The sequence below is a fragment of the Lacrimispora sp. YZC11 genome, assembly GCF_057543815.1.
The window spans coordinates 132,344-158,134 of record NZ_BAAJYQ010000016.1 but is presented as its reverse complement, the minus strand read 5'-3'; the positions used below and the strand labels follow the sequence as shown (position 1 = coordinate 158,134).

Here is a 25,791-nt window from a genome sequence, read left to right as displayed (position 1 = left end):
AAGAAAAAGTCATGCCGCTTTCTATTACATTTCATCCCTCACATACCCTGCAATATTATGGGCATGATCTGAAATACGTTCCAGATTGCTCAGTGCATCCAAAAAGATGACTCCGTTTTCCGGCTTGCAGGTTTGAGCGGATAACCGTTCGATATGACGTTCTCTTAATTCTTCTTCCAGGCTGTCTACACGTTCTTCGCATTGGTTCACTGCACGGACCTCGGACATGTCTCCAGTCTTCCTGGCTTTTATGGCATGCTCCAAAGAGGAACGAACCTCTTTAAGCATTTCCTTGATTTCATTTTCTGCTTCCTTTGAAAAAATGATGTTACGGTTGGTTTTTTCTACTGCCAGTTCTGATAAGTTCTCACAGTGATCGCTGACCCGCTCAAAATCGCTGATCGTATAAAATAAGTTTTTAACCAGAAGATGCTGTTCCTCGTTTAAGGACTGGTTGTTGATTTTTATCAGATAATCTGTGAGTATCTTTTCATAATCATTGATTTTCTGTTCCATTTTTTCCACAAGCTTTGCCTCTGTCCTGCTGTTGCCAAGAAGAGCGGCAGCCGCTAAGTCTAAGTTTTCCATGGCAGCATTTCCCATGCTTACAACTTCATGGTTTACATTTTCAATAGCAAAGGAAGGAGTTTCTAAAATTCTGTCATCCAGATGACGCTTCATCTGGGTATCAGAATCCATTGGAGCTTCCTTTTTATCCTCCCGGATAAAGAACCCTGAAGCCTTCACCAAAAGTCCGGCAAAGGGGAATAAAATAATGGTATTGCTCACATTAAATATGGTATGAAAAATGGATATTCCCACACTGCTGATTCGTGAAGCCGCGAAAACCGGATTCAGTTTAAACACTACAAACATGATGCAACCGAAAATAACAGCACCGACCACATTAAAGAGAAGATGAATGACAGCGGCACGCTTTGCCGTTTTGTTAGCTCCCACGCTGGAAAGCAGAGCGGTTACACAGGTACCGATATTCTGTCCTAAAGTGATGAAAATCGCTGACTGCCAATTTACAATTCCATTGAGGGCCAGAGTCTGTAAAATCCCCACAGATGCTGAGGAGCTTTGGATGATGCCGGTAACAACAAGGCCTGCTAAAATTCCAAGGAAAGGATTTCTCCCCATAATGGAAAAGGCCTGGCTGAAAATAGGTGCGTTCCGGTAAGGAGTAATGGAATCCGACATGAACGTAAGGCCTATAAACAGCACACCAAAGCCTACCAGGATTTCTCCGATTTGTTTTTTCTTTCCGCTTCCGGTAAAAAGGCTTAAAACAGCGCCTACGCCTACCAGTGCCGGAGCAAAAAACTCGGGCTTCATCATCTCTCCCCATTCACTCATGGATACGATCCAGCTGGTAACGGTGGTTCCAATATTGGCGCCCATAATGATGCCAACGGCCTGCTGTAAATTGATGATCCCGGCATTTACAAAGCCTACCACCATGACTGTGGTTGCCGAACTGCTCTGGATGATGGCGGTAATTCCCGTACCCAAAAGAACACCCATGAGCCGGTTGCTGGTCAGAACTCCTAAAAGCTGCTGCATTTTATGGCCAGCTGATTTCTGAAGCCCATCGGCCATGGCATCCATTCCATAAAGGAACATCCCCAGTCCCCCGATGAATTTAAATAGCATTTGTAAATCTTCGATTGACATAGCATCCTCCACTTTTTCATGATAATACATTTTTGTAAACACTATATCAAATCTATGTAAAGAAATATGCACATTAATGTAAAATTTATGTAAATTTTTGTCTTATTGTAAAATCTCCTTATAGACCCGAAGGACATTTCCATAAAAAACTGCCTCGATTTCACTTTCCGAAAATCCTTCTTTTTTCATATAAGCTTCTAAAAGTGGTAAGTCTTCCGGAGATTTCATTTCTAAATTTCCCCCGATTCCGTCAAAATCCGATCCAAGCCCAATGCACTGGATGCTTCCCACCTTCTTTATATGTTTCATATGGGAAACCATATCTTCCACCCGGCTTAAGGCTCCTTCTCCCTTCTTCCAGTCATGAAGAAAATCAGCGCAATAATTGATTCCGGTGACGCCTCCCCGTTCTGAAAGCTTTTTTATCATATCATCCGTTAAGTTCCTGGGATTGGAAGCAATGGTTCTGGCATTGGAATGACTGGCCACAAATGGTTTTTCCGTATAACGGAACACGTCTTCTATCCCGGCATCTGACAAATGGGACACATCGATAACCATCCCCAGTCTTTCCATCTCCTGAACAAATGCGATTCCCTTTTCCGTAAGCCCATGCTCCTTCTCCGGTTCAAAAAAGGCCTCTCCGTTTTCCTCCCAGATACGGTTGGGATGCCCCAGTTCATTTTTATAGTTCCAGGTAAGGGTCGCCATACGGACTCCCAACCGGTAAAAATCCCTTAAGAATGCCAGTTCCCCCTGACAGACGGCCCCTTCTTCTATGGTGAGCATAGCAGACATCTTCCCATTTTTCCGATTCTCCTCAATGTCCCTGTAGCTTTTTACAATGCCAATGATATCTTCATATTTTTCCAGCTCCGTATAAAAGAGGTCAACAAGCTTCATACAATATTCAAAAGGATGTTCCTGCCTGGCGAGATTTGTAAACAAGGCAAAGTTCTGTAAACAGTAATCTCCTTTTTTCATGCGCTCTAAGTCAATATGACAATCATTCTTTAAGATGGAAAAGACTTTTCCCTCTTCTTTCCGGTAAAAAAGCTCTGAAATGGTATCACAGTGCATATCAACAACCTTCATAATTTCTTCCCTTTCTCATAATCCACTGAATTTACTCTACGCAAAAGGAGCAGCCCAAAAATGAGCTACTCCTTTGGTAACTATGCAAATAGTATCACCAATATGACATATTTGCAAGAAAATGTTCATTTTTTACTCACTTCGCAGAGCGTCAATGGGATTTAAATCGGCAGCCCTTCTGGCAGGCATATAACCAAACAAAAGGCCAATTCCTACGGATACGCTGAAGGATACCATGACGGCACCAGGTGTTGGAGTTGCATTCATACCCATGGCAGTTCCAATGATAGTGGTTGCCACGGAACCCACCAGGATACCAACGACCCCGCCAAGAGAGCTGGTAACTGCGGCTTCTATAACAAACTGCTGCATGATGTTGCGTTTTTTTGCCCCCAGCGCCTTCCTGATCCCGATTTCCCTGGTACGTTCTGTTACCGACACCAGCATGATATTCATGACTCCAACTCCGGCAACTAAAAGGGAGATCCCGGCGATTCCGCCAAGCATCATGGACATCATGGACATCATGGAATTTAAGGAGTTTAAAAGCTCACTCATAGCAGTAATCCGGTACAGGTCCTCGTCCTTGAAAATTCCATAAAGAAAGGTGTTGATGGCCTCCTTGGCCTCTGCGGAATGGTCCATGTCGGCGGTGGCAAAGATATAGCTGTTTATGTCGGCAGTATTGTTCATCTTGGCGGCACTGCTGTAGGGGAGGTACAACACGTCGTCTGAACCGCCGTCCTTAAGCTCATCCTCATCTTGTCTGGAAACCACGCCAACGATCTGGTAAGCATAACCGTTTATTTTTATGGTCTGGCCAATTGCTTTTTCTGCTCCTCCATATAACTCCCAGGCCACATAATAACCTACAACACAAACTTTTTGCCTGGATATGATATCGGAATACTGGAGAAACCGTCCTGAATCCAGGGTCTGATCCTTCATTTCCAGATATTCCTCGCTGACACCGGATACCGTAGTATTGGTCAGGGATTCTGTACCATTTTTTAAAGTAGAGGACACGGAAACCCTTGGCGTCATCTGAGAAAAAAGATTTTTATTGTCTTCATAAAATTGATACATCTGATCCACGGTTACTGTCCTGGATGAAAGATTGGTTACGTTTACATTAATCTGGTTGGTACCCATGCTGGTAAACTGTTCCGTCATATAGGACATTTGTCCGTTTACAAGGCTCACCAGAATGATGACCGATGCCACGCCGATAATGATTCCAAGCATGGTGAGAAAGGAACGCATCTTATTGCCCCAGATGCTCTTTAAAGCCATTTTAAAGGATTGCAGAATATTCATTTACGTCTCCATCGAAATTAATCTTACCATCGTGTACCCGGATCACCCGCCTGGCTTCCCGTGCAATGGCGCTGTCATGGGTGATCATGACGATGGTATTCCCTTCATCGTTCAGCTTTTTTAAGAAGTTAAGGACTTCCCGGCTGGTTTTTGAATCCAGAGCCCCCGTAGGCTCATCGGCCAGAATCAGGGAGGGATCTCCTGCCAGCGCCCTTGCAATGGAAGCCCTCTGCTGCTGGCCCCCGGAAAGCTGGTTGGGAAAATTTTTCCATTTTTCCCCCAGACCTACCCGTTCCAGAGAGGCCATGGCACGTTTGTTCCGTTCATTGGATCCTACCCCTGAATATAACAGGGGCAGTTCCACATTTTCAAGAAGATTCAGTCTGGGAAGCAGATTGTACTGCTGGAAGATAAAGCCAATCATCTTATTCCGTATCCCGGCCAGCTGGTTATCCGACATCCTGCCCACATCTTCACCGCCCAGAAGATATTCTCCTGACGTGGGAACATCCAGTGCGCCTATAATATTCATGAGCGTGGATTTTCCGCTTCCCGACTTTCCTACAATAGCCACGAATTCCCCGTGGCAAATGGTTAAGGACACTCCGTTGTTTGCACGGACCTCTTCCTCTCCCATCTGGTATACTTTATATATATCCTTTAATTCAATCAAGGTATTTTCCACGCTTTACAACCTCCTTGCGGCCTTAGGGCTGGGGACCGCCACTGCCTGCGCTGCGGTTTCCACTGCCGGAACCTCCGCCGCTGCCGTCGCTGCGCCACCTGGTACCGGAACCGGAGCCGGAGCCGCCTGGGGCTACGGTTACGCCGCCCATGCCTCCCGGCATCATAATATTCGTTGAGGTGCCTACAGTGGTTTGTGCAACGTAGACCTCCTGGTTCTCTTCCAATCCGCTGGTAATTTCCACATAATCATCATTGATCAGGCCTGTGGTAACTTCTACCGCCCGAAAGCCTGCAGGAATGTTCCCCTGGGGCTCCTTCACCGAATCATCCTTTACATAGACCTGGTTTCCCCGCATCAGCGCATCGGCCGGCACCGCAAGGACATCGGCCACTTTATCCAGAATGATCACTCCATCTACGTTCATGCCGGGGAGAAGCTCATCCATACCGTCATTTAAGGTGACAGTAACCGGATAATTGGTAACACCGTTGGAAGTAGAACTCTCCAGGCTGACATTGGTAACTGTTCCGGAAAAGGTTTTACCGGTTACGGCATCTGCCGTAATGTTTACTTCCTGGCCTACTTTAACGGACTTTACGTCCAATTCATCCACAGACATTTTAAACGTATAGGCGGACATATCGTATATGACTGCCAGCGTTGTGCTTCCGCTGGAGCTTTTGGCAATCTTATCTCCCGCCTTCACGGTTTTTGTAATGACCTTTCCGGATATAGGAGCGGTAATGGTATAGTTATCATAATTATTCTGGGTGCTCTCCAGCTTGCTTTTTGCTCCTTCCAGGGTTTCCTGGGCCTTTTCCATGGTATCTTTATAAGTGCGTATCAGCTTATCCGCAGACTTACTTTCCATTGTAAAAACAGGAGTGCCCTTTGTAACATAGTCCCCTTCATGAACCAGCAGGGTTCCAACCTCCACGTTGGAAGATAAATCAGCTTTCATGGTCGTCTCAAGTTTTGGCTCAAACGTTGCTTCCACACTGCACACAAAATCGCCTACCGCTGCCGTTGCCGGGGTCTCTGTGGTAAGACCACCTGGATTTGCAGCTTCAATGGTAACATAACGGACAATGCGCCCGCCTGTTAAGGTTACATCCATATTACTGACAGAAGTGACCACACCCTGGACCTGTTCTCCCGTATCGGTAAGGGTCAAAACTGCCGCCTGTCCGGCTCCTATCTGAGCTGCCTCTGCGGAAAGGAACGGAAGCTTGATTTTCATGGCCTTATCATCGTAGATGGAAGCAATTTCCGTATTGTTTCCAACTTTATCCCCTTCCTTAATGGAAAGCGATTTTATGTATCCGCTCTCTGTGGATTTATAGGTGTTTCCGCTGTAATCACCTAAAGCAGAATTATAATCATCCAATGCGGTTTCATAATTTTCCTGGGCTCTGGACAGGTTGTTGTTTACAGATGTCATCTCTGATTCCATGGATGATGTGTCGATCTGATAGAGGATCTGTCCTTTTTCTACCTCGTCTCCCTCCTCAAAGTCTGCTGCAATGACTTCTCCTTCAACCAAAGAGGTTATGTCATAGGTATTCTGGGGAGAAATGGTTCCGGAGGAGGATAGTTCAGAAACAATATCCCGCTTTGTTACATTTGCAGTTCTTATGCTTTTTGAAGTGGCTGATGCTGCCTTTGACTTTTTTAAGGCTGCAGCCGCCATTACACCTGCCAGCACCGCAAGGATTATGATCAGAAAAATCAAAACTTTTTTTCCCTTTATCCGGCCTTTTCTTTTTTCTTTTGAAAATAATTTTTGAATGATTTTTTTCATTCCGGCTTCTCCTGTTATCTTCTATTCTATATAATCAATGACAGTCCGGGTCTCATTTCCTTCTTTGTCTACAGACAGGGTATAGATCAGATTCACGGTATCTCCTACCCGAAGGTCCCCATAGGAAGAAAATGCAAACTTCATCTCAGTGCTGGAGAGCTCGTAGGTGTTGCCGTCATCCAATATGATTGCTCCCGGTGTCATTAAATCCGCAGAATCATAGACCACGTTGGTGATTTCTCCGAATACGGCAGAACGTCCGCTTTCATTTTCATTTCCCACGGTATAAAGCCACACAGTTTTAGAAATGGTATGGTAATATACCAGAACCCCATCCGTGCTTTCTAAGGAAACGTCAATTGCATCACTGGAATTAGTAACAGGTTCTCCGTCAAGATAAATATTGGCATCACTAAGCTTAAAAGGCAGAATGGAATTGAGCCTGCTCTTGCTTTTTGCAACTTTCGGTCCTTTGATGCTGTTATCAACCATTGAAAACGGATCGATCTCACCGTCACTTGTCAATTCGCAGTCCAGACTCTTTCCAAACATGGTTCCAGCTTTTGTATCTGTTTTTAGCAGGTTATAAAACAAGTTGATGCAATCCTCTTTATTTAGAATCTCCAAAGCCTCTTTATTTAAGTTCTCATCTAATTCCAAGAAATGATATTTGGAAAGCCTGGAACCGGACTGGTCACCGGTAAAATCGGAATTTACATATCCCAAAAGCCCTAGAACTCCTTTTACCGCCTCCTGAAGTGTTATGGATTCATCCGGTTTAAAGTTTCCTCCCAGATACCCGTTCATCCACCCCTGCTCCGCTGCGATCCGGATCTGAGCTGCATATTCCTGGTTTCTTTGCACATCGGCAAATACGGAAGTGTTGCTGGTTTTGCCGGCCGTACTTCGATAGGAAGAGGCGTTTACCAGCATGCTTGCAAATTCCCCCCGCGTCACTGATAAATTCAGATTCCCAGTGTTCATGATCCCCGAAACTCCAATCACCTTTTTCCTTAAATCAAAATTACTTGATGCCTCTGTTATCATGGGGCTGACTGCCGTCGCAGCCATTGCAAAAGCCAGGGAAGCCGCTATTCTCCGTCTGTTCATCCAGTTTCTCCTCTCATCATTCAAATCTGATGCCTATTTTAACAGGCTCTTATGTCTGTTTTGTGACAGTAAGCTGAAATTAACCTGAAACTTGATGTTTTTAACTTGAAATTCCTGGAATCTCTTAACCAAATCAGCCTCTGATTATGATATTTCAGCCTATTTTAAGCTTAATCTATTATGATTACACAAATGAAAGATTGCTTAATAAGTAGTATCAACTTATAATAGATGTCAACAGGTTAATAATAGATATAGGAGAATCGAACCATGAAGGTATTGATTGTAGAAGACGAAGTAAGGCTGGCCGATGCATTGGGACAGATTATGAAGGAACAGCATTACCAGGCGGATATTGTGTATAATGGAACTGACGGCTTATCCTGCGGCCTTTCCGGGGAATATGACGTCATTGTTTTAGATGTAATGCTTCCGGGAGAAAACGGCTTTCAAGTGGTGAAAAAGCTGAGAGAAGCCCGCATACAGACTCCTGTTCTCTTGCTGACCGCACGGGATGACATTCAGGATAAAGTAAACGGACTTGATCGGGGGGCTGATGACTATATGACCAAACCGTTTATCCCTGAAGAGCTGCTGGCACGCATCCGGGCCCTCTCCCGCCGTCAGGGAGAAGTGATCGTAGAAGAAATGAAATTCGGAGATCTGACCCTGAATTTGTCTGCCAATGATTTATGCTGCGGCTCCAAATCCATTCATCTTGGGTATAAGGAATTTGAAGTGTTAAAAATTCTTATGAGCAATTCCGGCAGAATCGTTTCAAAGGAAGCACTCATATCAAGGGTATGGGGCAGTGATTCTGACGCAGAGGATAACAATGTTGAGGCTTACATTTCCTTTTTACGCAAAAAACTGCATTTTGTAGGATCAAGGGTAGAAATCAGCACCCTCCGCAAGGTTGGATACCGCCTGGAGGAAACAACATGATAAAAAAATTAAGAAGAAGGTTTGTTTTGATTAACATGGTTTTTGTGATCAGCATTCTTTCCACAGTTCTTGGCATCTTTTACTACGCCAGTTTTAAACGCATAGAGCGGCAGACCGTCATGGCTCTTTTACAGGCCTCTGACCATAACCGGCCGGACCGTCTGCCGGATAAGGTGGAAATCACCCGCAGACCTCAAAAGAATCTGCCGCCTCTTATCCCTGTTTTCGTGGTGACCTTAAACAGCCGCAACACCATAGAAAACATAAGAGAAAACAACATCACCGTTTCTAAGGATCAGGCTTCTACCTTAGTGGAGCTGGCAAAGGCTGATGGTTCTCTCCAGGGGGAACTTAAGGATTATTCCCTTCGTTACCTTAAAGTTTCCTCCACGGAGGGCACGAAAATAGTATTTGCAGACCAAAGATATGAACGGAATAATTTAAAGACCCTGCTGATCTACTGTCTGCTGGTCTTTTTTGCGGCAGTCTTTCTTTTTTTGATCCTGAGTATTTTCCTTTCCCGTCTGGCGCTAAAGCCTGTGGAAAACGCATGGCGGATGCAAAACCAGTTCATTGCCGATGCATCCCACGAATTAAAGACACCTCTCACCGTGATCCTGGCCAACTTGCAGATCCTTTCCCTTCATAAAGAATGCACCATCATGGAGCAGCAGAAATGGCTGGACAACACAAAAGAAGAGTCGGAACGTATGAAACAGCTTGTGGAAGAACTTCTCTTTTTGGCCCGCTCCGATACCGGAGCCGTCCAGGCCCAGGCGGCTAAGGCTTCCATGGACTTCAGTGACATCGTATTAAACGGAGTCCTGCTTTTTGAATCCGTTGCCTTTGAAAATAAGGTGAAGCTGGAAAACGAGATTGAGCCAGGCATTATCCTGGAAGGCTGGGACGTCCAGTTAAAGCAGGTAATCACCATCCTCCTGGACAATGCCTGCAAGTACGCAGGAAAAAATGGTTCCGTATCTGTCAGATTAAAGAAATCTTCCCATTATGCCGTCCTGGCTGTTAAAAATACGGGGACCCCTATTCCTGAAAAAGAACAGAGCCATGTCTTTGAACGGTTTTACCGGACGGATGAATCCAGAGTCCGCAAGGAAGGAGGCTATGGACTTGGCCTTTCCATTGCACAGACTATTGTTGACCACCATAAGGGAAAGATCAGCCTGACCAGCGGCCTTGAAACAGGAACCGTTTTTACCGTAAGCCTTCCCCTTCCTTCCCGACAGCATTTAAGCAAAACTTAAAAAGGGAGCAATTGGATTTTCCCCAATTGCTCCCTTCACTTATTTATTTGGAAACTGACATTCCATGATCTTCAATCCTCTTTCTGATACCCAGCATCCTTTCGTCTGTCTGAGCGATCACATCCGCACATTCCCGCAGTTCGTCACTGATTTCCTGGGAATATTCTTCCACTTCTTTTTTGTATTTTAACTGATGATCCAGGCTGGCCCAGAAATCCATGGCAATGGTACGGATCTGGACTTCTGCCCTCATCCATTTTTTCTGGTCGGAAAAGAACACGGGGATCTCTACGATCATATGATAACTGCGGTATCCGTTTCTTTTGGGGTGGCGGATATAATCCTTAATGGCTATGATATGCACATCGTCCTGGCGGGCCAGCATATCTGCCACCGCATAAATATCATCAAGAAAGGAGCAGATCACGCGGATTCCCGCGACATCATCCAGATTTTCCATCATGGATTCTAAAGAAACCGGCAGCTCTCTGCGCTGCAGCTTTTCCACAATGCTCATGGGCTTTTTTACTCTGGATTTAACCAGTTCAATGGGGTTTCTGGAGTTCCTGACTGACAGTTCGTCGTTTAAGACCTCCAGCTTTGTCTTGATCTCCCGGATGGCACAGGTATACATCATCATTGCTTCCTGAAACTGGTATGCCTGCTTTATAAGCGGGTCCGGAACCTGAACCAGATTGGGAACATTCACAATAGACTGGTTCAATTCACTATTGGGGTTCATGCTAATATTCATTCTTATCCCTCGAAACGTATATTACTTTAAGATTTCTCTGCTGCCGAAACTGCCTCGTTAAGCCAGGCCGCCTCTAAATACTCGACCGTACCGCCATCCACTGCGGCTGCGATCCGTGGATCAATGGGGATTTTCGCGAGAACGGTAAGACCACTTGCTTTGGCCGCTTCATCAACGCGGCTCTTCCCAAACACAGAAATCTGCTTTCCACAGTCCGGGCAAATTAAGTAACTCATGTTTTCCACCAGCCCCAGAATCGGTATATTCATCTTTTTCGCCATATTTACCGCTTTTTCAACAATCATGGTAACCAGCTCCTGAGGGGAGGTGACAATGATAATTCCGTCCACAGGGAGGGACTGGAACACGGTTAATGGCACATCTCCGGTTCCCGGAGGCATGTCCACGAACATGTAGTCAACGTTATCCCAAAGGGCTTCCTGCCAGAACTGCTTAACCGCCCCCGCAATGACAGGGCCTCTCCAGATGACCGGATCCGTCTCGTGTTCCAGAATCAGATTAGCTGACATCACTTCAATTCCTGTTGCAGTGGTAGCCGGGATCATAAGGCCATTGGGCGTCATGCCCACACCGTAATCCGAAAGGCCAAAGGCCTTTGGAATGGATGGGCCGGTGATATCCGCATCAAGTATAGCCGTTTTATAACCTTTCCCGTTCATACCTACAGCCATCAGGGAAGTTACCAGGGATTTACCCACGCCGCCCTTTCCACTTACAACGCCAATTACCTTTTTTACTGTGCTGGCAGGGTTAAGGGGTTCTAAAAAGCTTACCTGCTCCTCACGGCTGCCGCAGTTCTCCTGGCAGGTATTACAATCATGAGTACAATTTACTTCACTCATTGGTTATTCCTCCTAATGAATTATAGTCTAATATATGGAAGACGGCTTTTTTTAAGCCATCTGTTTCTATCGAATTCGTAATATAGCCGGCCGCACTCTTTACCTCATCAGAGGCATTTCCCATGGCAATTCCCAAGCCTGCGCCGGTTATCATGGAAATATCGTTATTGCCATCGCCAATGGCAGCCATCTCACCGGCAGAAAAGCCGTAATGCTCTGCCATCTTCATAATCCCGTTCCACTTGCTTCCGCCTGCGGGAATCACATCACAGCCCATCTCGTCATGCCATCGTATGAACTCGCAGCCGCAAAGATACTTCTTCAGCTTCTGCTCCATGTCGTACGATACGTAAGGTATTATCTGGTAAATACGCTGGTTTCTGGCCCGTTCCACGTTTAAAACCGGGGGAAGCCTGGTTCCGATATCCAACTGGACCTTTTCCACCGCATGATTCACCATATTGATGTACATGCGGTCCCCTTCCATAAACATGCAGGGAAATGGCTCTTCCTTCAAAAACATTAAAGTCCGCTCAACTTCACCAGGATCTATGGGCAGATCATAAATGATCCTGTCCCCGCAATAGCAATACTGGCCGTTTAACGTCACATAGCCGTCAAAGGGGATTCCCTCCAGAAGGCCTTCTTCTTCCATTTCAAGCTTATGTCGTCCCGTTGCAATAAACAGCAGGATTCCTGCCCTTCTGGCTTCCAAAAGCGCCTCTTTTGCGCTGCCCGGAATCCGTTTTGTTTGAAAATCCCGAAGCGTACCATCAATATCAAAAAAAATGGCCTTTATCTTCTTTTCCATTTATCCATCATTCCTTCATAATCTGATTATTCTTATCTGTGTTCGCTACATCATACAAACACTTAAGATTATAATATAGCTTATCGGAACTTGCAACGTAAGTTTCGATAAAAGGGCGGCTGCGAATTTCATTGGCAAAAGGCCTGTGCTGTCATCATTGACGCTACAGGCCTTTGTTTTTTATTTTGTTCTTGCAGTCCCAACCTTACGGATTGTTCTAAAGACCCCCATGGTATCCAGCGCTTTTGCCATGGAATAAAAAATCATGGAATCAATAGGCCACATGACCAGATTTTTCAGTGCCCTTGCCGGAAGAAGTACCATAAAGCCCTTTCCGTACAGGATAGAAAGACACATGGTATTAAGAATCACGTTACATACCAGCATGACCAGAAGCTTGGAAACCAGAACCCGTCTTAAGGTGACAGGCTTTCTGTAATACATGCAGCCATACATGATACCTGCCAGAACAGTTACCAGGGTCAGCCCCGGGAAAAATGCACCCGTAGGCTTTAGCAGGTATTTAAGCACATCCATGCTTCCGGAAAAAAGGCCTCCTACTACCGGGCCAAACAGGTATGAAACGATACCGTTTGGGATGGACGAAAAACTGATCCGGATGTAATTTCCCATGTTAATGGAAAACATGCCCAAAACAATTGCTACTGCGCCAAACATGGCGGAGGTGGTAATGGTCCTTACAGACTTCAGCTCTCTGTAAGAATCGGTGAACAAAGAAACGAATTTTTTCATAAAAAATACCTCCTTTGCAGACCTCAAACTACAACCGGAGATAATAATCCTATCTTCTGATGCAGCGGGATGCGACCGGTGTACCGCAAGAAAATCTTTTCGTCCGGCTGACAACTCCCTGTTCAGCTGGCACTTAACGCACACGGGTCTACTCTGCGATTATAATATTGTATTTTGTAACGCCATCAGTATATCATAGATTCCCTGGAAAGCAAGTATTTTTTTTAGAAATTTTTCCTCTCTCCACTATAAAGTGGACCAAAACAGCGATCAGAACGCCAAGAACCAGCCCTCCAAGTACATCGCTGGGAAAATGAACAAACAGATACATTCTGGAAAAACCGATGAGGGCTGCCAGAATCAGGGCTGCAGTTCCCCATTTCCGGTTATAAAGCCAGATGCTCACTGCTCCTTCAAAGGAAGCTAGGGTATGCCCGGAGGGGAAGGAATAGTCTCTGGGATTATTTATTAAAAGGGGGACGCTGTTATCAATCCAACAGGGCCTTTCTCTGGCAATCATGTTCTTAAGAAACGTATTTCCGATCAAAAGACCCGCTGCCAGGGATAAAATAACACAAAGGCCCATGAGTCTTGTCTTTTTAAAACACAGCAAAACAACTCCGGTGAGGATCCAGAACATCCCGTGATCTCCCAGACTGGTTATCTCCTTCATAAGCACATCCAGCCAGGGAGTATGTAACGATTGTAAAAAATACAGAATACCAAATTCCGTACCAGCCATCATAATTCTTTACTCCTTTTTCATTCATGCTCCTATTAGACCATGAAAGCAATGAGCCAAGCGCCGCTTTAGCGGCATATGGCGAATGCAACACGATAACAGACGCTTAGGTCTATTATACCTTGCTCCCCTTAAATTTACCAACAAAAAATTTCGTCATGATAATAAAACCATTTGACAAGCCCTAAATATAAGTTTAGGATAAACCATAGTTGAAAAGTCAGGAAGGAAACTAAGGAGGCTATGTTATGAAATACATCAGACAATTCACTATTATTCTATTTATATCCCTTGCAGGAGAAATCATACATCTGCTGGTTCCCCTTCCGGTCCCGGCAAGCATCTATGGTCTGTTGATCATGCTGATCGGGTTAAGGAAGAAATGGATTCCATTGGAGGCAGTTGAGGAAGTCAGCATATTTCTCATAGACATCATGCCATTGATGTTTATACCGGCAGCCGTCGGACTTCTGGATTCCTGGGGAGTTCTTCGGCCCATTTTGGTTCCTTTTCTGGTCATCACCCTGCTTTCCACAATCATCGTGATGGTAATTACCGGAAAAGTGACTCAGCTGTTTATCAAAAACGACGGAAAAGGAAAGGCAGAAAAAAATGAGTAATACAGTAAGTGATTTTTTGTTTTTTGGTGCGGTTCTCAGTCTCTTAAGCTATGAGCTGGGACTCCGTTTAAAGAAAAAATTCAAATGGGCTATCTTTAACCCTCTTTTAATATCCATTTGTGTTGTCATGGTATTTCTGTCTGTATTTCATATTGATTATGAGGTGTACGATAAAAGCGCCAAATACATCAGCTATCTTCTGACGCCGGCCACCATTTGCCTGGCAATCCCTCTTTACCGCCAGCTGGAACTGCTTAAGAAGCATTCCAAAGCTATTATAGCCGGAACCGTGACCGGGGTTTTCACCACAATGACCACCGTACTGCTTTTGGCTCTGGTCTTTGGTTTAAATCACCAGGAGTATGTTACGTTTCTGCCAAAGTCCATTACCACAGCCATTGCAATGGGAATTACAGAGGAAATGAAGGGATATGTGACCATAACGGTAGCCAGCATCATCATCACCGGCATCCAGGGGAGCATCATTGCGGAAGCTGTGTGCAAAATATTTAAAATTACGGAACCCATTGCCAAGGGCATTGCCATCGGCTCTGCTTCCCATGCCGTGGGAACTACAAAAGCCATGGAAATGGGCGAAATCGAAGGAGCCATGAGCAGTCTTGCAATAGCAACCTCCGGACTTTGCACCGTTATATTGGCTTCTGTATTCTCTAACTTCATGTAAACAGCTTTCCTCATCCAGGGAATTCTACTTGAAAAGGGTTTGAAGTACTACTTCTAAAGAGGTTTGAAAAGCATAATTTCAAAAGTTATGCTTTTCAAACCTCCAGTTATTCTGTTGATTAATTATTATTTTTAAATATTACAAAATATTTTATAGAATATTTTTATAAATCTTTCCATCTTTCATGATCAGATTTATATTGTTCCTGTCTGCCAATACATCCAGATCCTCAACAGGATTGCCTTCCACGATACAAAGATCTGCAAATGCCCCTTTTTCCAATACTCCTATCTTTCCTTCCGGATAAGGATTTTGATAGGTCATAAGCTTCGCCAGCTCATTAATGTTCCCTGTAGCTGCCACAAGTCCTTTGAAACTGCCAAATCTCTTTTTAAAAAAGGAAAAATCTTCTAACTGATATTTGTCTACCCGTTCCGGATCTCCAAAAGAATCTGTTCCAAATAAAATCGGAAGATTATATTTATGGATCAGCTCTGTGGTAAGCTCTTCTCCCTGTTTAACCATGGCTGATTTTCTCTTGATGGATTCTGGTGTAAGTTCATTATGCCAATTCCTGCCGCATTGCGGACCGGCTGTTACCCATATTCCATTGGCGGCTATGACCTTAGCTGTTTCTTCATCCATCATCGTCGCATGTTCAAAACTTTTAACGCCTGCTCTTGCGGCCCTTTGCATGGACTGGGGGGTATAAAGATGGGCCATGACATAAGTTCCGTAGTCCGCCGCCGCTGAAACTGCCGCCTTCATTTCCTCCAGGGTAAACTGAACAGTCTGAATCGGGTCATAAGCAGAAGATATCCCTCCTCCTGCCATTATTTTTATTTGTGATGCTCCAAGAAAAAGCTGTTCTCGTACCGCTCTTAGCATTTCTGCCACTCCGTCTGCTAATACTGTGCCCTTACTCTGCAATGCCGCAGATATATATATACTGTCAGTCAGCCGGTATTCTGCTCTGCTTGCTCTTGTATCTCCATGGCCGCTTGTTTGGGAAATAAAAGCATTTGATGGTAAAATCCTTGGCCCCTCTAAATATCCGTTGTCAATATTTTTCTTTAACCCATAGGTCACGCCTCCTGCATCGCGAACCGTTGTAAACCCCCGAAGAAGCATATCACGGGCAAAACGGACGGAACGGACTGCATTTTCATCCTGCCTCATGGCATCAGAAATACCGGTTCCATTAAAAAACAAATGAACGTGAGCATCTGTTAGACCTGGTATCACCGTTTTATTTTGTGCATCGATGATCTGATCAAAATTCTCCTCTGAAAATCCTCCATCAAAGATCTCTTTTACAAGGTTGTTTTCTATTACAATCCCTGCATTTTTCTTTAACTTTTCATGCTTTCCATCAAATACACTGGCATTTTTTATAAGTTTTTTCATATACTTACAGCTCCTTTCTGTATCTTCCAAGATGTCGTTCCAGGGTATTGCCGCTCCACTGAATAACCAGGCTGAACAGCCAATAGATCATAGCTGCTGCAAGATAAGCTTCGAAGAAGCAGTAAGCCGCATTTGCATATTTTAAAGCGCCATTTAATATGTCCATAACTCCAATCAAAATTACCAGGGAAGTAGCTTTAATAATAGAAATAACGCTTCCTGTCAGGGCCGGAACCAGAACCAGCAAAAGCTGAGGGAACACAATTCGGCGGAACGTTTGATTTTGGGTCATGCCAACAGAATATCCTGCCTCATATTGTCCCTTCGGAATAGAAGAAAGTGCTCCTCTAATATTTTCAGATAGCTGCGTGGTGCAGGTAAAAGACAGTGCGAAAACTCCTACATAAAGCATATTGATATCATTTACCCTGACTGCCAGACTGAGTGCTTTTGCAAAATCATTGAACTTCAATGCAAATATAAGCCCCGATGCGACTATGATTAGATTCACAGGAACTGCTTTAAAAATAATAATATAAAGATCAAGGAAAAATGATAATCCTTTGATCCGATATGTTCTTCCAAGGGCGATCAGTGTACCGAATATAAATCCAATAATCAGAACCAGCGCTGCAATATATAGGGTGATGGGGATGTATCTGACCGCATTCCAGAAACATTCCAAAATATAATTTAATTTTATATTCATATTCTTTACGCCTCTTTTATTTTACTTTCATAATTAAACCGCTCTAAAAGATGGGCACAAAAACGTTCCAGTATAAAGCTTGCCAATACAAAGATAATCGCTGCACAAAAATATCCCTCTAACGTATGAAAGGTAACAGTTCCAATTGCTCTGACCTTCCCCATCATATCCGTAACGCCGAGCATATAGGCTAAGGAAGTCGCAGGAAGAAGTCCCACCAGCATGGTGCTGAACCCGGGAATTAACACCCGGAAAGCCTGAGGCAGGACGATCCGGAAAAACGTCTGGTTTCCGTTCAACCCTACAGAGTATCCGGCCTCAGTCTGCCCTGCCGGCACGGATAATATAGCTGCACGTATATGCTCCGATAAAAAACCAGCTTCGTTAAATCCGTAGGCTATGTAAACGAATATCAGCTTATTCCATTCTGATGTGATATTACTCCCCACAAGTGCGGTGATAAAAAGCGGCATACCATAATACACCAGAAACATTTGTACCAGAATGGGGGTTCCTCTTACAAAAGAGATATATAAAGCCGCCATTTGGCTTAATACAGGCAGCTTTTTGATGCAGATCATTGCAATTGCAGTGGCAAGTACAATTGCAATTGTAATGGAAACCAATACGATGTTAAGAGTAACCGGTAGTTTTGAGAGAACCTTAGGGAAATATGTTATTACTCTATGAAAGGAAAAAAAATCACCTGCCATGATTATCTGCTCCTTCCTATCTTATTTGCTTAAATTAACAGTATAATCTGCACCCAGTATTTTCTCGGAAAGTTCCTTTTGCCAGCCGGAATCCAACAGTTCCTGCTGTACTGCATCTATATCCTGCTTAAGCTGCTCATCACCATAGTTATAGATAAAATAGCAGCCGTTCAGCTTATCAGTATTATAAAAGAGCTGGGAACCTGCAATATCAAAAATATCTCCGTACGCCGCTTTATCCAGGATATCAACAAATGGTATACTAAGAAGTCCATCGTAAATACCGCTGTTTAAGCTTGCCAAATGCTGTTCCGTTGTTCCGTCATCATAAATAATTGTAATTGGGTTATTGGGATGCTCCGTGTTATATTTTTCTGACAAATAGGCTACATTGGATGATGTCTGCACCGCAATTTTAAGCCCGCCCAAATCTTCTTCACTATGGATCACAATCTTGGAACCTTTTGCAACCCTGAAATTATATCCGGTATCAAAAAAGTTACCTACGTCACCGTATAAATATTTTTTTGCCCGTTCTTCATTCCAGCCATAATGATGAACAGCAATATCATAATTGTCCGTATCAAGACCTACTAAAATGTTTTTAAATTCCGTAGGCTCATATTCAAATTCATATTGCGGAAGTAGTTCATCGATCTTTTTTAATGTCTCAAAATCATAGCCCTGTAAATTTCCATTCTCATCCACGTAGCACATTGGATTAAAACTGTTGCCAATTCCGATTTTAATAATTTTTACATCCGCTGCAACACTTTCCTTTGTCGTGCTTTCTGCCGATTGGCCGCCATCAGATACGCCACTTCTCGAATTGCAGCCTGCTGTAGCAGCCATTGCCGCTAACAATACTACCGCCATTAATGCTACTGTCATTGCTTTTTTGGATTCTTTTTCACTTTTTTTCATTTTTCATTCTCCTTTTTTGTATTCCTTGATTTATATAAACAGCTAAGTTTCTATATATCAACGGTACCGGTCGGATTTGAACCAACAATCTAAGTTTTGCAGACTCTTGCCTTTTCCTTCTGGCTACGGCACCCAATCTTCTGTTATTTAAGAAGCTGCCAGACTGTTCCAAAATGCAAAAAGGACTTGGACTTTCATCCAAATCCTCTAGTTTTCTAGTCAGATTTTTATAAATTTGATGATAGCACCTCTATCACGGATTCTAAATGCCTCGCTGGCAGATGAGGGCACCTTCTGGTTGGAGAGATTACCATAAAATAAAAAAGAACAACCTTCCTCTGATATGCATTACTGCTTATCAGAACCTCCAGTTGTCCAGTCAGCTCTTTTTATTTTATTTAATCTGCACGCTCTTGCCGTTATAAATGGGAAATTCTATATTTATGAAAGAAAACGATGTGTTTTTCCTACATATCCTCCCTTTCCCATCACCTACTATATCTATATGTAATGCATTATAATCTTAACCCTTTTAATTGTCAATACTTTTTTAATATTATTCAAACTTCTTTAAGTTCTGATGGAATTGCATTCGTAAATGCTTCTACGAGCTCCTATTCATTTGAAAGCCCATATCCGAATATTTGAATGTATGTATCCCCTAAAGCATCTGAAGAATCTCTTCCAGGCCAAAGCTCTTATCCGTCCGGAACATTCCCTCCAGTGTATTGAGATTCAAATCCGAATGTTCTACTTCCCGGGAAAACCGGTGAGCCAGATGAACAAATTCCTTAAAATCCAGGCTGCCTTCATTTCTTTTGAATACCGCCTGGCCCATTTCCTGAATAAGAATTGTGCACACTGCGGCAAACTTTGCTTTTACATAGGGGTGTCCGTCATAAACAGCTCCGCAGAAATAGGTGAAGATAAAGTATACCATTAGCTGTTCGCTCCACTGCTCCCATTGACGCTTACGGCCTTCCTCTTCCATTAAATACCGGTGAAAGGCTTTCCTGTTTTCCTCATAGCTTTCTGCACCGGCGTCAAACAATATCCTTTTAAGAGTTCCCAAATATTGGGGCCAGCTTTCATTAAGCACTTCAAGCTTTCTAAAGAGAGAAAACCATTTCTTCATCTTTTCATAACGGATCCGATCTTCTATCCTGCGAACAGCCATTTTCTGTTCCACGATCTCAGTTCCGCCCGTCCCTTGATACCGTTTCATCAATTCATCCAGCTCATATAGCTTTTCCTCATTGATTCTCCTTTGCATATCATGGGAAAAACCCAATGCCAAGGCGATGCGCAGACGGCAATCCATGTTCCGGTTTTGCAGGAAGGATAAAATCAGATCCCTTGCATCCATAAGCTTTGTAAATAATAGAAAATCAAAATCCGGATAGGACTCCGCCCTCTCATCCTCTTTCGTAAGAAAGCGGACAGGTTCTTCACAGCCAAGAATCAGCCCGGCAGCCTCCTCGCAGGATAAGGATAAGGAGATTTCCCTGACTCCTTCGAATTCTTCTATATGCCTTGGATAATCCCGGCAGGTTTTGCAAAGCATTCCCGGGCCGGCCTCCCTATAGATATCGCATAGTTTGTCCTTATTTAGAAACGCGCACCGGCCGTCACACTGCTTAAAGGAGCCATTTTTCCAGTCAATCCATTGATTAAGCCTTCTGCCAAAAGCATCCTTTCGCATTTGGTATCGTTTTTTTGTAAGATCATCGATCATGATGGCCCAGCCTGCACAGCAGGTATCCGGGCACTCTCCGGCCACACAGCGGAATTTATTATAGTAATGAGGTATTGTAAACTGCATAAATGATTGCTCCTGTTTTTTGATATCGATTATACCGCATTTAAAAATGGGGTGCAACCCATTTAAAAGAGTGAACCCCATTTTTAAATCAGGCAATCATAATTTTCCAAACGCAAGAAACAAAAACAGTATGCCGCTGACCCAGGACAAATCCCAGTTCTTTAATGCAGCAAGCTTATGTCCCAGAAACAGGCCGATATACATGACGGCAGTTCCCACAACCAGAGCGGAAAGGGTCGTAAGCCCCGGAGGTATCATCAAAAATCCGGATAAAGCCCCGGCTATCAGACTGTCTAAGGACATGGCCAGGGAAAACATGATGGTCTCCTTCCAGGACAATGATTTGGAATGGTCCCAGTCTGCTGCCATAGGATTTCCGTAAATATTTATGATGATACTCAGACCGGAAATAGAAAATGTCAGATTCTTTTGAACATTCACATGGCTGTTAATATACTTTTTTATGGTATAATCAAGAAGCTTTATCACGCCCAGGAGAAACAGGCAGGAAAATGCCGCCCCCTTTGCAAAACCTTCCGGTACCAATCCGCTGATCACGCTTCCAAATACAAGAGCAGCTCCCAGACAGCCGCTGCAGATCATATTTACTGCAATAACCTTTCCGCAGGAAATCTTCAGCCGGTTTGCCCCATAAGCAATGCTGGCAACAAAGGTGTCGGTGCTAAGTGCCAGCACAAGAATTAATATATCACGCATATCCCGGAATCTTACCTTTTTATTTTAATATATTCATTCAAGTCCCGTTTGGGACCCCGAAGGCTGCCGGATTTTTTGTCTCAAACCCAGAATAAGAAAGCAGGGGCAGCAATATGCCCCTGCTTTTTGCCTGATCACTACTGGCTAAGCTTCTTAAATTCATCTGCCACAAACTGTACCTGAGGTCCTACAATAACCTGTACGCTGGTTTTGCCAGGTCTGATGATGCCGGCAACACCAGAAGATTTGATCTTCTTTTCATCTACCAGAGTATAATCCTTGATCTCCAGTCTTAATCTTGTAATGCAGTTATCAACGCTGGTAATATTATCCTTACCGCCAAGTCCTTCCAGAATAATGGAAGCAACAGCGGTAAAGTTGTTATTGGAAAGAGTAACTGTGTTCTCATCCAGATCATCATCTTCCCGTCCCGGAGTCTTAAAGTTAAACGCTAAGATTGCAAAGCGGAATACGAAGTAGTAAATAGCTGCATATACAAGGCCCAGCGGGATAATAAGCAGCGGATTTACAGCCATGGGAGCCTTAAAGCTCAAGAACCAGTCAACGAAACCTGCACTGAAGTTAAAGCCTGCACGTACGGGAAGCAGGGAGCAGATCGCTAAGGAAATACCGGTTAAAATTGCATGGATTAAGTAAAGGCCTGGAGCAAGGAACATGAAAGCAAATTCCAGAGGTTCTGTTACACCTGTAAAGAAGGAACAAACTGCTGCTGCAAGTAATAAACCATATGCATTTTTCTTTTTACCAGGCTTTGCGGTATGATACATAGCCAAAGCTGCGGCCGGAAGACCGAACATCATAACCGGGAAAAAGCCTGTCATGTACTGACCTGTCTGGCCCAGGACACCATTTCCTGACCAGAAATTACCAAGGTCGTTTACTCCTGCAACGTCAAACCAGAATACGGAGTTCAGTGCGTGATGGAGACCTACCGGGATCAGAAGACGGTTGAAGAAACCATAAATACCGGCTCCTATAGCGCCCATTCCCAGAATACCTTTACCAAATGCAACCAATCCGGAATATACAACCGGCCATATGAAGAATAAAACAAGGCAGGCTACCAGAGAAACAAGTGCAGTAACAATGGCAACAGACCGTTTGCCGCTGAAGAATGCCAACGCGTCAGGAAGTTTGGTATTCTTAAACCTGTTATAGCAGCTGGAACCGATGATACCGGATACGATACCGATAAACTGGTTTCCAATCTTACCAAAGGCAGGATTCACTTCGCTGACATCAATTCCTTTCAGCATGGCAACCACTCCAGGTGAAAGAATCGTCTGAATCATCAGCCAGGAAACAATGGCCGCCAGCGCTGCAGTACCCTCATGGTCATCTGCCATACCAACACCGACACCGATTGCAAACAGAACTGCCATGTTATCAATGATGGCGCCCCCTGCCTTGATTAAAAAGGCAGCAATGGCACTGTTTGCGCCCCAGCCGGTGGGGTCAATCCAGTAACCAATTCCCATCAGGATGCCTGCCGCTGGCAAACATGCCACCGGAAGCATCAATGACTTACCTAGTTTTTGCAAATACTTCATCATAATAAAGAAACCCCTTTCTTTTTGTCCTACCGGACATTTTTTATCCATTCCTGCTGCCAAGCAGGTTCAGATCACATTTCTTCCAAAACGGCGCAAAGCGCGTACATGGCCGCCTCCTCATCCTCTCCGTCAAACCGGAACCGGATGATGCTTCCTCTTTTGGCTCCAAGCCCCATTAATGCCAAAAGGCTTTTACAATCCGCTTTGTCTGATTCCCACTGGGCTTCTATGCTGCACGAATATTTCCTGGCTTCCATAAAAATCACGGAAGCCGGCCTGGCATGAAGTCCCAGGGGATCTTTTAATTCATACAAATACTCCCTCATTTTAATACCTATAATTCGATGATTGGTTCTAGTTCCTTTACCTGCATTCCTGTATGGCATACCATATCCGGATAATTCGGCGTATTGCAGACGATAACCGGCGTGATCACTTCATATCCGGCTTCCTTTATGGCTGCCATGTCAAATTCAAGAAGAAGCTCCCCTGCTTTCACTTTGTCTCCTTGCTTTTTATAAGCAGTATAATGCTCCCCTTTTAAATTGACCGTATCAAGCCCTACATGGACAATGATTTCAGCGCCTTCCGGAGTCGTAATGCTGACAGCATGTTTTGTCTCAAACACCACCGTCAGGATTCCGTCGGCCGGAGCCACAACTCTTCCTTTTGCCGGAATAATGGCGACTCCCTTTCCAAGGATCTCCTGGCTGAATGTGGGATCATTCACTTCACTTAAGGGCACTACTGTACCTTCAACCGGAGCCAGAATTTTCTCTCTCTCTTTTTCTCCGCCACCGCCGAATATTTTTTTTAATGAATCAAACATATAATGATTCTCCTTTCTTCTGCAGCCTCATTCTTTTGATATGAACCGCCAGATATGCGGTTTCTTCTTCCGTTACATCGTGATGGTACGTTTCCATTATATAATCCTTGATTTTTAAACTGCACCCGTATTCCTCCGGGTACATCTTGGATATCAAATGGTTAAATTCACCATTCCCGCTGTTTAACAGCTCCTTTGTAACGATTCTTTGTGCCAGAAACCTTAAATGGGTAACAAACCGCTGATAATTTAATGACGTTTCATCGGGCACCATTGAAAAGTAATCCTTTACAATCCCTACAGTATTCTGAATCAGGTTTGTGATATCAATGGTATCGCGCATGGCGGTATTGAATTCCGCATTGACGATGTGAAACGCGATGAACCCTGCCTCATCAACAGGAAGGGATATCCCTATCCTCCGCTCAATCAATGCTATAGCGTACTCACCGATCAAGTATTCCTCTTTGTAAAAGGTCTTTATCTCATTAAGCAGAGGATTTGAGAATTTCATTTTCTCCTTAAAACGGTGAATGGCAAAATTGATGTGGTCCGTCAGCGTTATGTATATGTTTTGATTAAGACTCCTGTTTAATACGCTTTTCGCGTAATTTATGATTTCCGTAGAAACCTGGATATGCTCAAGGGGAAGGTTCACCAGCAATTCTTTAAATTTGTCAACATTGTTCTGGCTGTCCAGACGGAATACCTTTTCAACTGCACCCTCCGGAATTTCCTTTCCCGGCTTCATGCCGAATCCGATTCCCCTGCCCATGACTATAATTTCTTTTCCATCCGGCTCCAGCGCACTGACAATATTGTTATTGATTATTTTGTCAATTTTCATACAATGTCCCATCCTATAAAATAAAAAACCAACTTCGACCACGAAAATAAATTTCATTTTCCATAATCAAAATTGGTTTTGCCTGCTTTCCAGTAACAATCCACTTAATATATCCTTGCTTGAACTATACCAGTTTCTTTCTAAAAAGTCAACAAAATTTTATACATTTTTATATATATTTTATAAATTTACAATGTTTCAGCTAAAATCATCCCGCGAAATCCCTATCCCACATACGGCGATCCGCTAATTAATTTCCCGAAGGATCGAAAGCATCTCTTAAAGCATCTCCGATGAAATTAATGCTGACGACCAGCAATATGATCATCAGTCCCGGCGGTACCCACAACCATGGCTTGGAAGTGAGGATCGAGATGGATTGGGCTCCGTTTAACATATTGCCAAGGCTGGACTGAGGCGGTTGAATTCCCATACCAAGAAAGCTTAAGGCTGCTTCATCTAACATCGATATGGCGATAACCGAGGTCGCATATACCAGAATGGGTGCGACCGTATTGGGAAGTATCTCGGAAAACAGGATATAGCGCTTTGGCATTCCTGCAACACGGTCCCCCTGAATAAAATTCATCTCTCGGATGGATAGAACATTTCCTCTGACCAGCCGTGCAATTCCTGGCCAATCAACAAAACCGAGAATCAGTATAATATTTAAAAGACCCGGGCGAAATATCGCGGCTGAAACCAATACAAGTAAAATATAGGGGAAGGACATGACCATATCGGTAAACCGCATGATGACCATATCAAGGATTCCTCCAAAGAACCCGGATACCAGGCCCAGAACCACACCGACGACCGTGGATACGGCAGTAGCGGCAAACCCTACCAACAACGAGATTCTGACGGCGTACAGCATTCTGCTTAATACATCCCTTCCCACCTGGTCGGTTCCAAGTAAGTTCTTTAGGGAAGGCGGATCGCTGAATCCGCCGACCACCTTATTCGGGTCATAAGGCGAAAGAACCGGCGCCAGCAGCGCACATAGGAGAATCATAGCCAGGAATACGGTACTGGCCACAGCCAATTTGTGTTTTAAGAACCGCCTCATTACCGTATTGCGGTATGCATTATCTTCACTGATTATTGTTTTATCTCTATTCAT

The 25,791-nt window shown here is 44.0% G+C and carries 26 protein-coding genes, 1 tRNA gene and 1 riboswitch; of the genes, 4 read left to right on the top strand and 23 right to left on the bottom strand.

The genetic code is table 11. The features are described from left to right. Positions 1-24: 24 nt before the first annotated feature. The 6 genes from AC27IJ_RS16075 to AC27IJ_RS16050 all read right to left on the bottom strand — a co-directional run bounded on the left by AC27IJ_RS16075 (position 25) and on the right by AC27IJ_RS16050 (position 7,691). Positions 25-1,680: a Na/Pi cotransporter family protein gene (locus AC27IJ_RS16075; protein WP_312445651.1), complete on the bottom strand. Its 1,656-nt coding sequence runs from the start codon at positions 1,678-1,680 to the stop codon at positions 25-27. 102 nt (positions 1,681-1,782) lie between these two features. Further along, on the bottom strand, positions 1,783-2,775 hold the full coding sequence (locus AC27IJ_RS16070) for a dipeptidase (protein WP_312445652.1): 993 nt from the start codon (positions 2,773-2,775) through the stop codon (positions 1,783-1,785). 132 nt (positions 2,776-2,907) lie between these two features. Then, a complete protein-coding gene (locus tag AC27IJ_RS16065) occupies positions 2,908-4,086 on the bottom strand; it encodes an ABC transporter permease (protein WP_312501849.1) in 1,179 nt (392 codons plus the stop codon). Then, positions 4,070-4,729, bottom strand: coding sequence for an ABC transporter ATP-binding protein (locus AC27IJ_RS16060; RefSeq protein ID WP_312445865.1), 660 nt, complete (start codon positions 4,727-4,729; stop codon positions 4,070-4,072). The genes AC27IJ_RS16065 and AC27IJ_RS16060 overlap by 17 nt, the downstream gene beginning before the upstream one ends. Before the next feature lie 70 nt (positions 4,730-4,799). Beyond that, entirely contained in the window at positions 4,800-6,581 is a 1,782-nt protein-coding gene (locus AC27IJ_RS16055) for an efflux RND transporter periplasmic adaptor subunit (protein WP_312501510.1), read from the bottom strand. Between the two features lie 21 nt (positions 6,582-6,602). Continuing rightward, positions 6,603-7,691 carry an S-layer homology domain-containing protein gene (locus AC27IJ_RS16050; protein ID WP_312445656.1) on the bottom strand — a complete coding sequence of 363 codons (1,089 nt, stop codon included), beginning with the start codon at positions 7,689-7,691 and terminating at the stop codon, positions 6,603-6,605. A 270-nt stretch (positions 7,692-7,961) separates the two neighbouring features. Between AC27IJ_RS16050 and AC27IJ_RS16045 the strand changes: the two genes are divergently transcribed. Together AC27IJ_RS16045 and AC27IJ_RS16040 are read left to right on the top strand one after the other, a co-directional pair. Beyond that, the gene (locus tag AC27IJ_RS16045; RefSeq protein WP_312445657.1) at positions 7,962-8,636 is read left to right on the top strand and encodes a response regulator transcription factor; all 675 of its coding nucleotides are present in this window, start codon (positions 7,962-7,964) and stop codon (positions 8,634-8,636) included. After that, positions 8,633-9,898, top strand: a complete 1,266-nt coding sequence (locus AC27IJ_RS16040; protein WP_312445658.1) for a sensor histidine kinase — start codon at positions 8,633-8,635, stop codon at positions 9,896-9,898. Before AC27IJ_RS16045 ends, AC27IJ_RS16040 begins: the two co-directional genes overlap by 4 nt. 43 nt (positions 9,899-9,941) lie before the next feature. Here the strand turns inward: AC27IJ_RS16040 and AC27IJ_RS16035 are convergent, their stop codons facing one another. The 5 genes from AC27IJ_RS16035 to AC27IJ_RS16015 all read right to left on the bottom strand — a co-directional run bounded on the left by AC27IJ_RS16035 (position 9,942) and on the right by AC27IJ_RS16015 (position 13,821). Continuing rightward, positions 9,942-10,652, bottom strand: a complete 711-nt coding sequence (locus AC27IJ_RS16035; protein ID WP_312445659.1) for a GTP pyrophosphokinase — start codon at positions 10,650-10,652, stop codon at positions 9,942-9,944. A 26-nt stretch (positions 10,653-10,678) separates the two neighbouring features. Continuing rightward, the gene (locus tag AC27IJ_RS16030; protein WP_312445661.1) at positions 10,679-11,515 is read right to left on the bottom strand and encodes a P-loop NTPase; all 837 of its coding nucleotides are present in this window, start codon (positions 11,513-11,515) and stop codon (positions 10,679-10,681) included. Beyond that, complete coding sequence (locus AC27IJ_RS16025) at positions 11,508-12,326, bottom strand: Cof-type HAD-IIB family hydrolase (protein WP_487149730.1); 819 nt, start codon at positions 12,324-12,326, stop codon at positions 11,508-11,510. The genes AC27IJ_RS16030 and AC27IJ_RS16025 overlap by 8 nt, the downstream gene beginning before the upstream one ends. A gap of 180 nt (positions 12,327-12,506) precedes the next feature. Next, positions 12,507-13,079 (bottom strand): folate family ECF transporter S component, encoded by a 573-nt coding sequence (locus AC27IJ_RS16020; protein WP_312445664.1) that lies wholly within the window; start codon positions 13,077-13,079, stop codon positions 12,507-12,509. A gap of 60 nt (positions 13,080-13,139) precedes the next feature. Continuing rightward, a riboswitch (THF riboswitch) is annotated at positions 13,140-13,237 on the bottom strand. 35 nt (positions 13,238-13,272) lie between these two features. Beyond that, positions 13,273-13,821: a phosphatase PAP2 family protein gene (locus tag AC27IJ_RS16015; protein ID WP_312445867.1), complete on the bottom strand. Its 549-nt coding sequence runs from the start codon at positions 13,819-13,821 to the stop codon at positions 13,273-13,275. A gap of 248 nt (positions 13,822-14,069) precedes the next feature. On the opposite strand from AC27IJ_RS16015, the gene AC27IJ_RS16010 reads away from it, so the two are divergent. Next, positions 14,070-14,441, top strand: coding sequence for a CidA/LrgA family protein (locus AC27IJ_RS16010; protein WP_312501509.1), 372 nt, complete (start codon positions 14,070-14,072; stop codon positions 14,439-14,441). After that, positions 14,434-15,126 (top strand): LrgB family protein, encoded by a 693-nt coding sequence (locus tag AC27IJ_RS16005; protein WP_312445667.1) that lies wholly within the window; start codon positions 14,434-14,436, stop codon positions 15,124-15,126. The genes AC27IJ_RS16010 and AC27IJ_RS16005 overlap by 8 nt, the downstream gene beginning before the upstream one ends. A gap of 150 nt (positions 15,127-15,276) precedes the next feature. On the opposite strand, the gene AC27IJ_RS16000 is transcribed toward AC27IJ_RS16005, so the two are convergent. From AC27IJ_RS16000 to AC27IJ_RS15945, 12 genes are all read right to left on the bottom strand, one after another. Next, positions 15,277-16,533 (bottom strand): metal-dependent hydrolase family protein, encoded by a 1,257-nt coding sequence (locus AC27IJ_RS16000; RefSeq protein WP_487149727.1) that lies wholly within the window; start codon positions 16,531-16,533, stop codon positions 15,277-15,279. A 4-nt stretch (positions 16,534-16,537) separates the two neighbouring features. After that, positions 16,538-17,242 (bottom strand): amino acid ABC transporter permease, encoded by a 705-nt coding sequence (locus tag AC27IJ_RS15995; protein WP_312445669.1) that lies wholly within the window; start codon positions 17,240-17,242, stop codon positions 16,538-16,540. Between the two features lie 5 nt (positions 17,243-17,247). Further along, on the bottom strand, positions 17,248-17,955 hold the full coding sequence (locus AC27IJ_RS15990) for an amino acid ABC transporter permease (protein ID WP_312445670.1): 708 nt from the start codon (positions 17,953-17,955) through the stop codon (positions 17,248-17,250). Positions 17,956-17,976: 21 nt separating this feature from the next. Beyond that, positions 17,977-18,879: a transporter substrate-binding domain-containing protein gene (locus tag AC27IJ_RS15985; RefSeq protein ID WP_312501504.1), complete on the bottom strand. Its 903-nt coding sequence runs from the start codon at positions 18,877-18,879 to the stop codon at positions 17,977-17,979. 61 nt (positions 18,880-18,940) lie between these two features. Continuing rightward, a tRNA-Cys gene (locus tag AC27IJ_RS15980) sits at positions 18,941-19,012 on the bottom strand. Positions 19,013-19,540: 528 nt separating this feature from the next. Continuing rightward, the gene (gene fliB, locus AC27IJ_RS15975; protein ID WP_312501502.1) at positions 19,541-20,701 is read right to left on the bottom strand and encodes a flagellin lysine-N-methylase; all 1,161 of its coding nucleotides are present in this window, start codon (positions 20,699-20,701) and stop codon (positions 19,541-19,543) included. Between the two features lie 96 nt (positions 20,702-20,797). Further along, a complete protein-coding gene (locus tag AC27IJ_RS15970; RefSeq protein WP_312501501.1) occupies positions 20,798-21,418 on the bottom strand; it encodes a manganese efflux pump in 621 nt (206 codons plus the stop codon). A gap of 137 nt (positions 21,419-21,555) precedes the next feature. Beyond that, positions 21,556-22,992 carry an N-acetylglucosamine-specific PTS transporter subunit IIBC gene (nagE, locus tag AC27IJ_RS15965; RefSeq protein WP_312445676.1) on the bottom strand — a complete coding sequence of 479 codons (1,437 nt, stop codon included), beginning with the start codon at positions 22,990-22,992 and terminating at the stop codon, positions 21,556-21,558. A 71-nt stretch (positions 22,993-23,063) separates the two neighbouring features. Continuing rightward, a complete protein-coding gene (locus AC27IJ_RS15960; protein ID WP_312445677.1) occupies positions 23,064-23,306 on the bottom strand; it encodes an HPr family phosphocarrier protein in 243 nt (80 codons plus the stop codon). A 20-nt stretch (positions 23,307-23,326) separates the two neighbouring features. Next, positions 23,327-23,821: a PTS sugar transporter subunit IIA gene (locus AC27IJ_RS15955; RefSeq protein WP_312445678.1), complete on the bottom strand. Its 495-nt coding sequence runs from the start codon at positions 23,819-23,821 to the stop codon at positions 23,327-23,329. After that, entirely contained in the window at positions 23,814-24,668 is an 855-nt protein-coding gene (gene licT / locus AC27IJ_RS15950) for a BglG family transcription antiterminator LicT (protein ID WP_487149722.1), read from the bottom strand. The genes AC27IJ_RS15955 and licT overlap by 8 nt, the downstream gene beginning before the upstream one ends. 250 nt (positions 24,669-24,918) lie before the next feature. After that, on the bottom strand, positions 24,919-25,791 hold the full coding sequence (locus AC27IJ_RS15945) for an ABC transporter permease (protein ID WP_312445680.1): 873 nt from the start codon (positions 25,789-25,791) through the stop codon (positions 24,919-24,921).

What these genes read in the sequence shown, in the direction of transcription:
- AC27IJ_RS16075 (WP_312445651.1), bottom strand. Translation starts at nt 1,680, where the DNA reads ATGTCAATCGAAGATTTACAAATGCTATTTAAATTCATCGGGGGACTG.
- AC27IJ_RS16070 (WP_312445652.1), bottom strand. Translation starts at nt 2,775, where the DNA reads ATGAAGGTTGTTGATATGCACTGTGATACCATTTCAGAGCTTTTTTAC.
- AC27IJ_RS16060 (WP_312445865.1), bottom strand. Translation starts at nt 4,729, where the DNA reads ATGGGAGAGGAAGAGGTCCGTGCAAACAACGGAGTGTCCTTAACCATT.
- AC27IJ_RS16055 (WP_312501510.1), bottom strand. Translation starts at nt 6,581, where the DNA reads ATGAAAAAAATCATTCAAAAATTATTTTCAAAAGAAAAAAGAAAAGGC.
- AC27IJ_RS16050 (WP_312445656.1), bottom strand. Translation starts at nt 7,691, where the DNA reads ATGAACAGACGGAGAATAGCGGCTTCCCTGGCTTTTGCAATGGCTGCG.
- AC27IJ_RS16045 (WP_312445657.1), top strand. Translation starts at nt 7,962, where the DNA reads ATGAAGGTATTGATTGTAGAAGACGAAGTAAGGCTGGCCGATGCATTG.
- AC27IJ_RS16040 (WP_312445658.1), top strand. Translation starts at nt 8,633, where the DNA reads ATGATAAAAAAATTAAGAAGAAGGTTTGTTTTGATTAACATGGTTTTT.
- AC27IJ_RS16035 (WP_312445659.1), bottom strand. Translation starts at nt 10,652, where the DNA reads ATGAATATTAGCATGAACCCCAATAGTGAATTGAACCAGTCTATTGTG.
- AC27IJ_RS16030 (WP_312445661.1), bottom strand. Translation starts at nt 11,515, where the DNA reads ATGAGTGAAGTAAATTGTACTCATGATTGTAATACCTGCCAGGAGAAC.
- AC27IJ_RS16025 (WP_487149730.1), bottom strand. Translation starts at nt 12,326, where the DNA reads ATGGAAAAGAAGATAAAGGCCATTTTTTTTGATATTGATGGTACGCTT.
- AC27IJ_RS16020 (WP_312445664.1), bottom strand. Translation starts at nt 13,079, where the DNA reads ATGAAAAAATTCGTTTCTTTGTTCACCGATTCTTACAGAGAGCTGAAG.
- AC27IJ_RS16015 (WP_312445867.1), bottom strand. Translation starts at nt 13,821, where the DNA reads ATGGCTGGTACGGAATTTGGTATTCTGTATTTTTTACAATCGTTACAT.
- AC27IJ_RS16010 (WP_312501509.1), top strand. Translation starts at nt 14,070, where the DNA reads ATGAAATACATCAGACAATTCACTATTATTCTATTTATATCCCTTGCA.
- AC27IJ_RS16005 (WP_312445667.1), top strand. Translation starts at nt 14,434, where the DNA reads ATGAGTAATACAGTAAGTGATTTTTTGTTTTTTGGTGCGGTTCTCAGT.
- AC27IJ_RS16000 (WP_487149727.1), bottom strand. Translation starts at nt 16,533, where the DNA reads ATGAAAAAACTTATAAAAAATGCCAGTGTATTTGATGGAAAGCATGAA.
- AC27IJ_RS15995 (WP_312445669.1), bottom strand. Translation starts at nt 17,242, where the DNA reads ATGAATATAAAATTAAATTATATTTTGGAATGTTTCTGGAATGCGGTC.
- AC27IJ_RS15990 (WP_312445670.1), bottom strand. Translation starts at nt 17,955, where the DNA reads ATGGCAGGTGATTTTTTTTCCTTTCATAGAGTAATAACATATTTCCCT.
- AC27IJ_RS15985 (WP_312501504.1), bottom strand. Translation starts at nt 18,879, where the DNA reads ATGAAAAAAAGTGAAAAAGAATCCAAAAAAGCAATGACAGTAGCATTA.
- fliB (WP_312501502.1), bottom strand. Translation starts at nt 20,701, where the DNA reads ATGCAGTTTACAATACCTCATTACTATAATAAATTCCGCTGTGTGGCC.
- AC27IJ_RS15970 (WP_312501501.1), bottom strand. Translation starts at nt 21,418, where the DNA reads ATGCGTGATATATTAATTCTTGTGCTGGCACTTAGCACCGACACCTTT.
- nagE (WP_312445676.1), bottom strand. Translation starts at nt 22,992, where the DNA reads ATGATGAAGTATTTGCAAAAACTAGGTAAGTCATTGATGCTTCCGGTG.
- AC27IJ_RS15955 (WP_312445678.1), bottom strand. Translation starts at nt 23,821, where the DNA reads ATGTTTGATTCATTAAAAAAAATATTCGGCGGTGGCGGAGAAAAAGAG.
- licT (WP_487149722.1), bottom strand. Translation starts at nt 24,668, where the DNA reads ATGAAAATTGACAAAATAATCAATAACAATATTGTCAGTGCGCTGGAG.
- AC27IJ_RS15945 (WP_312445680.1), bottom strand. Translation starts at nt 25,791, where the DNA reads ATGAATAGAGATAAAACAATAATCAGTGAAGATAATGCATACCGCAAT.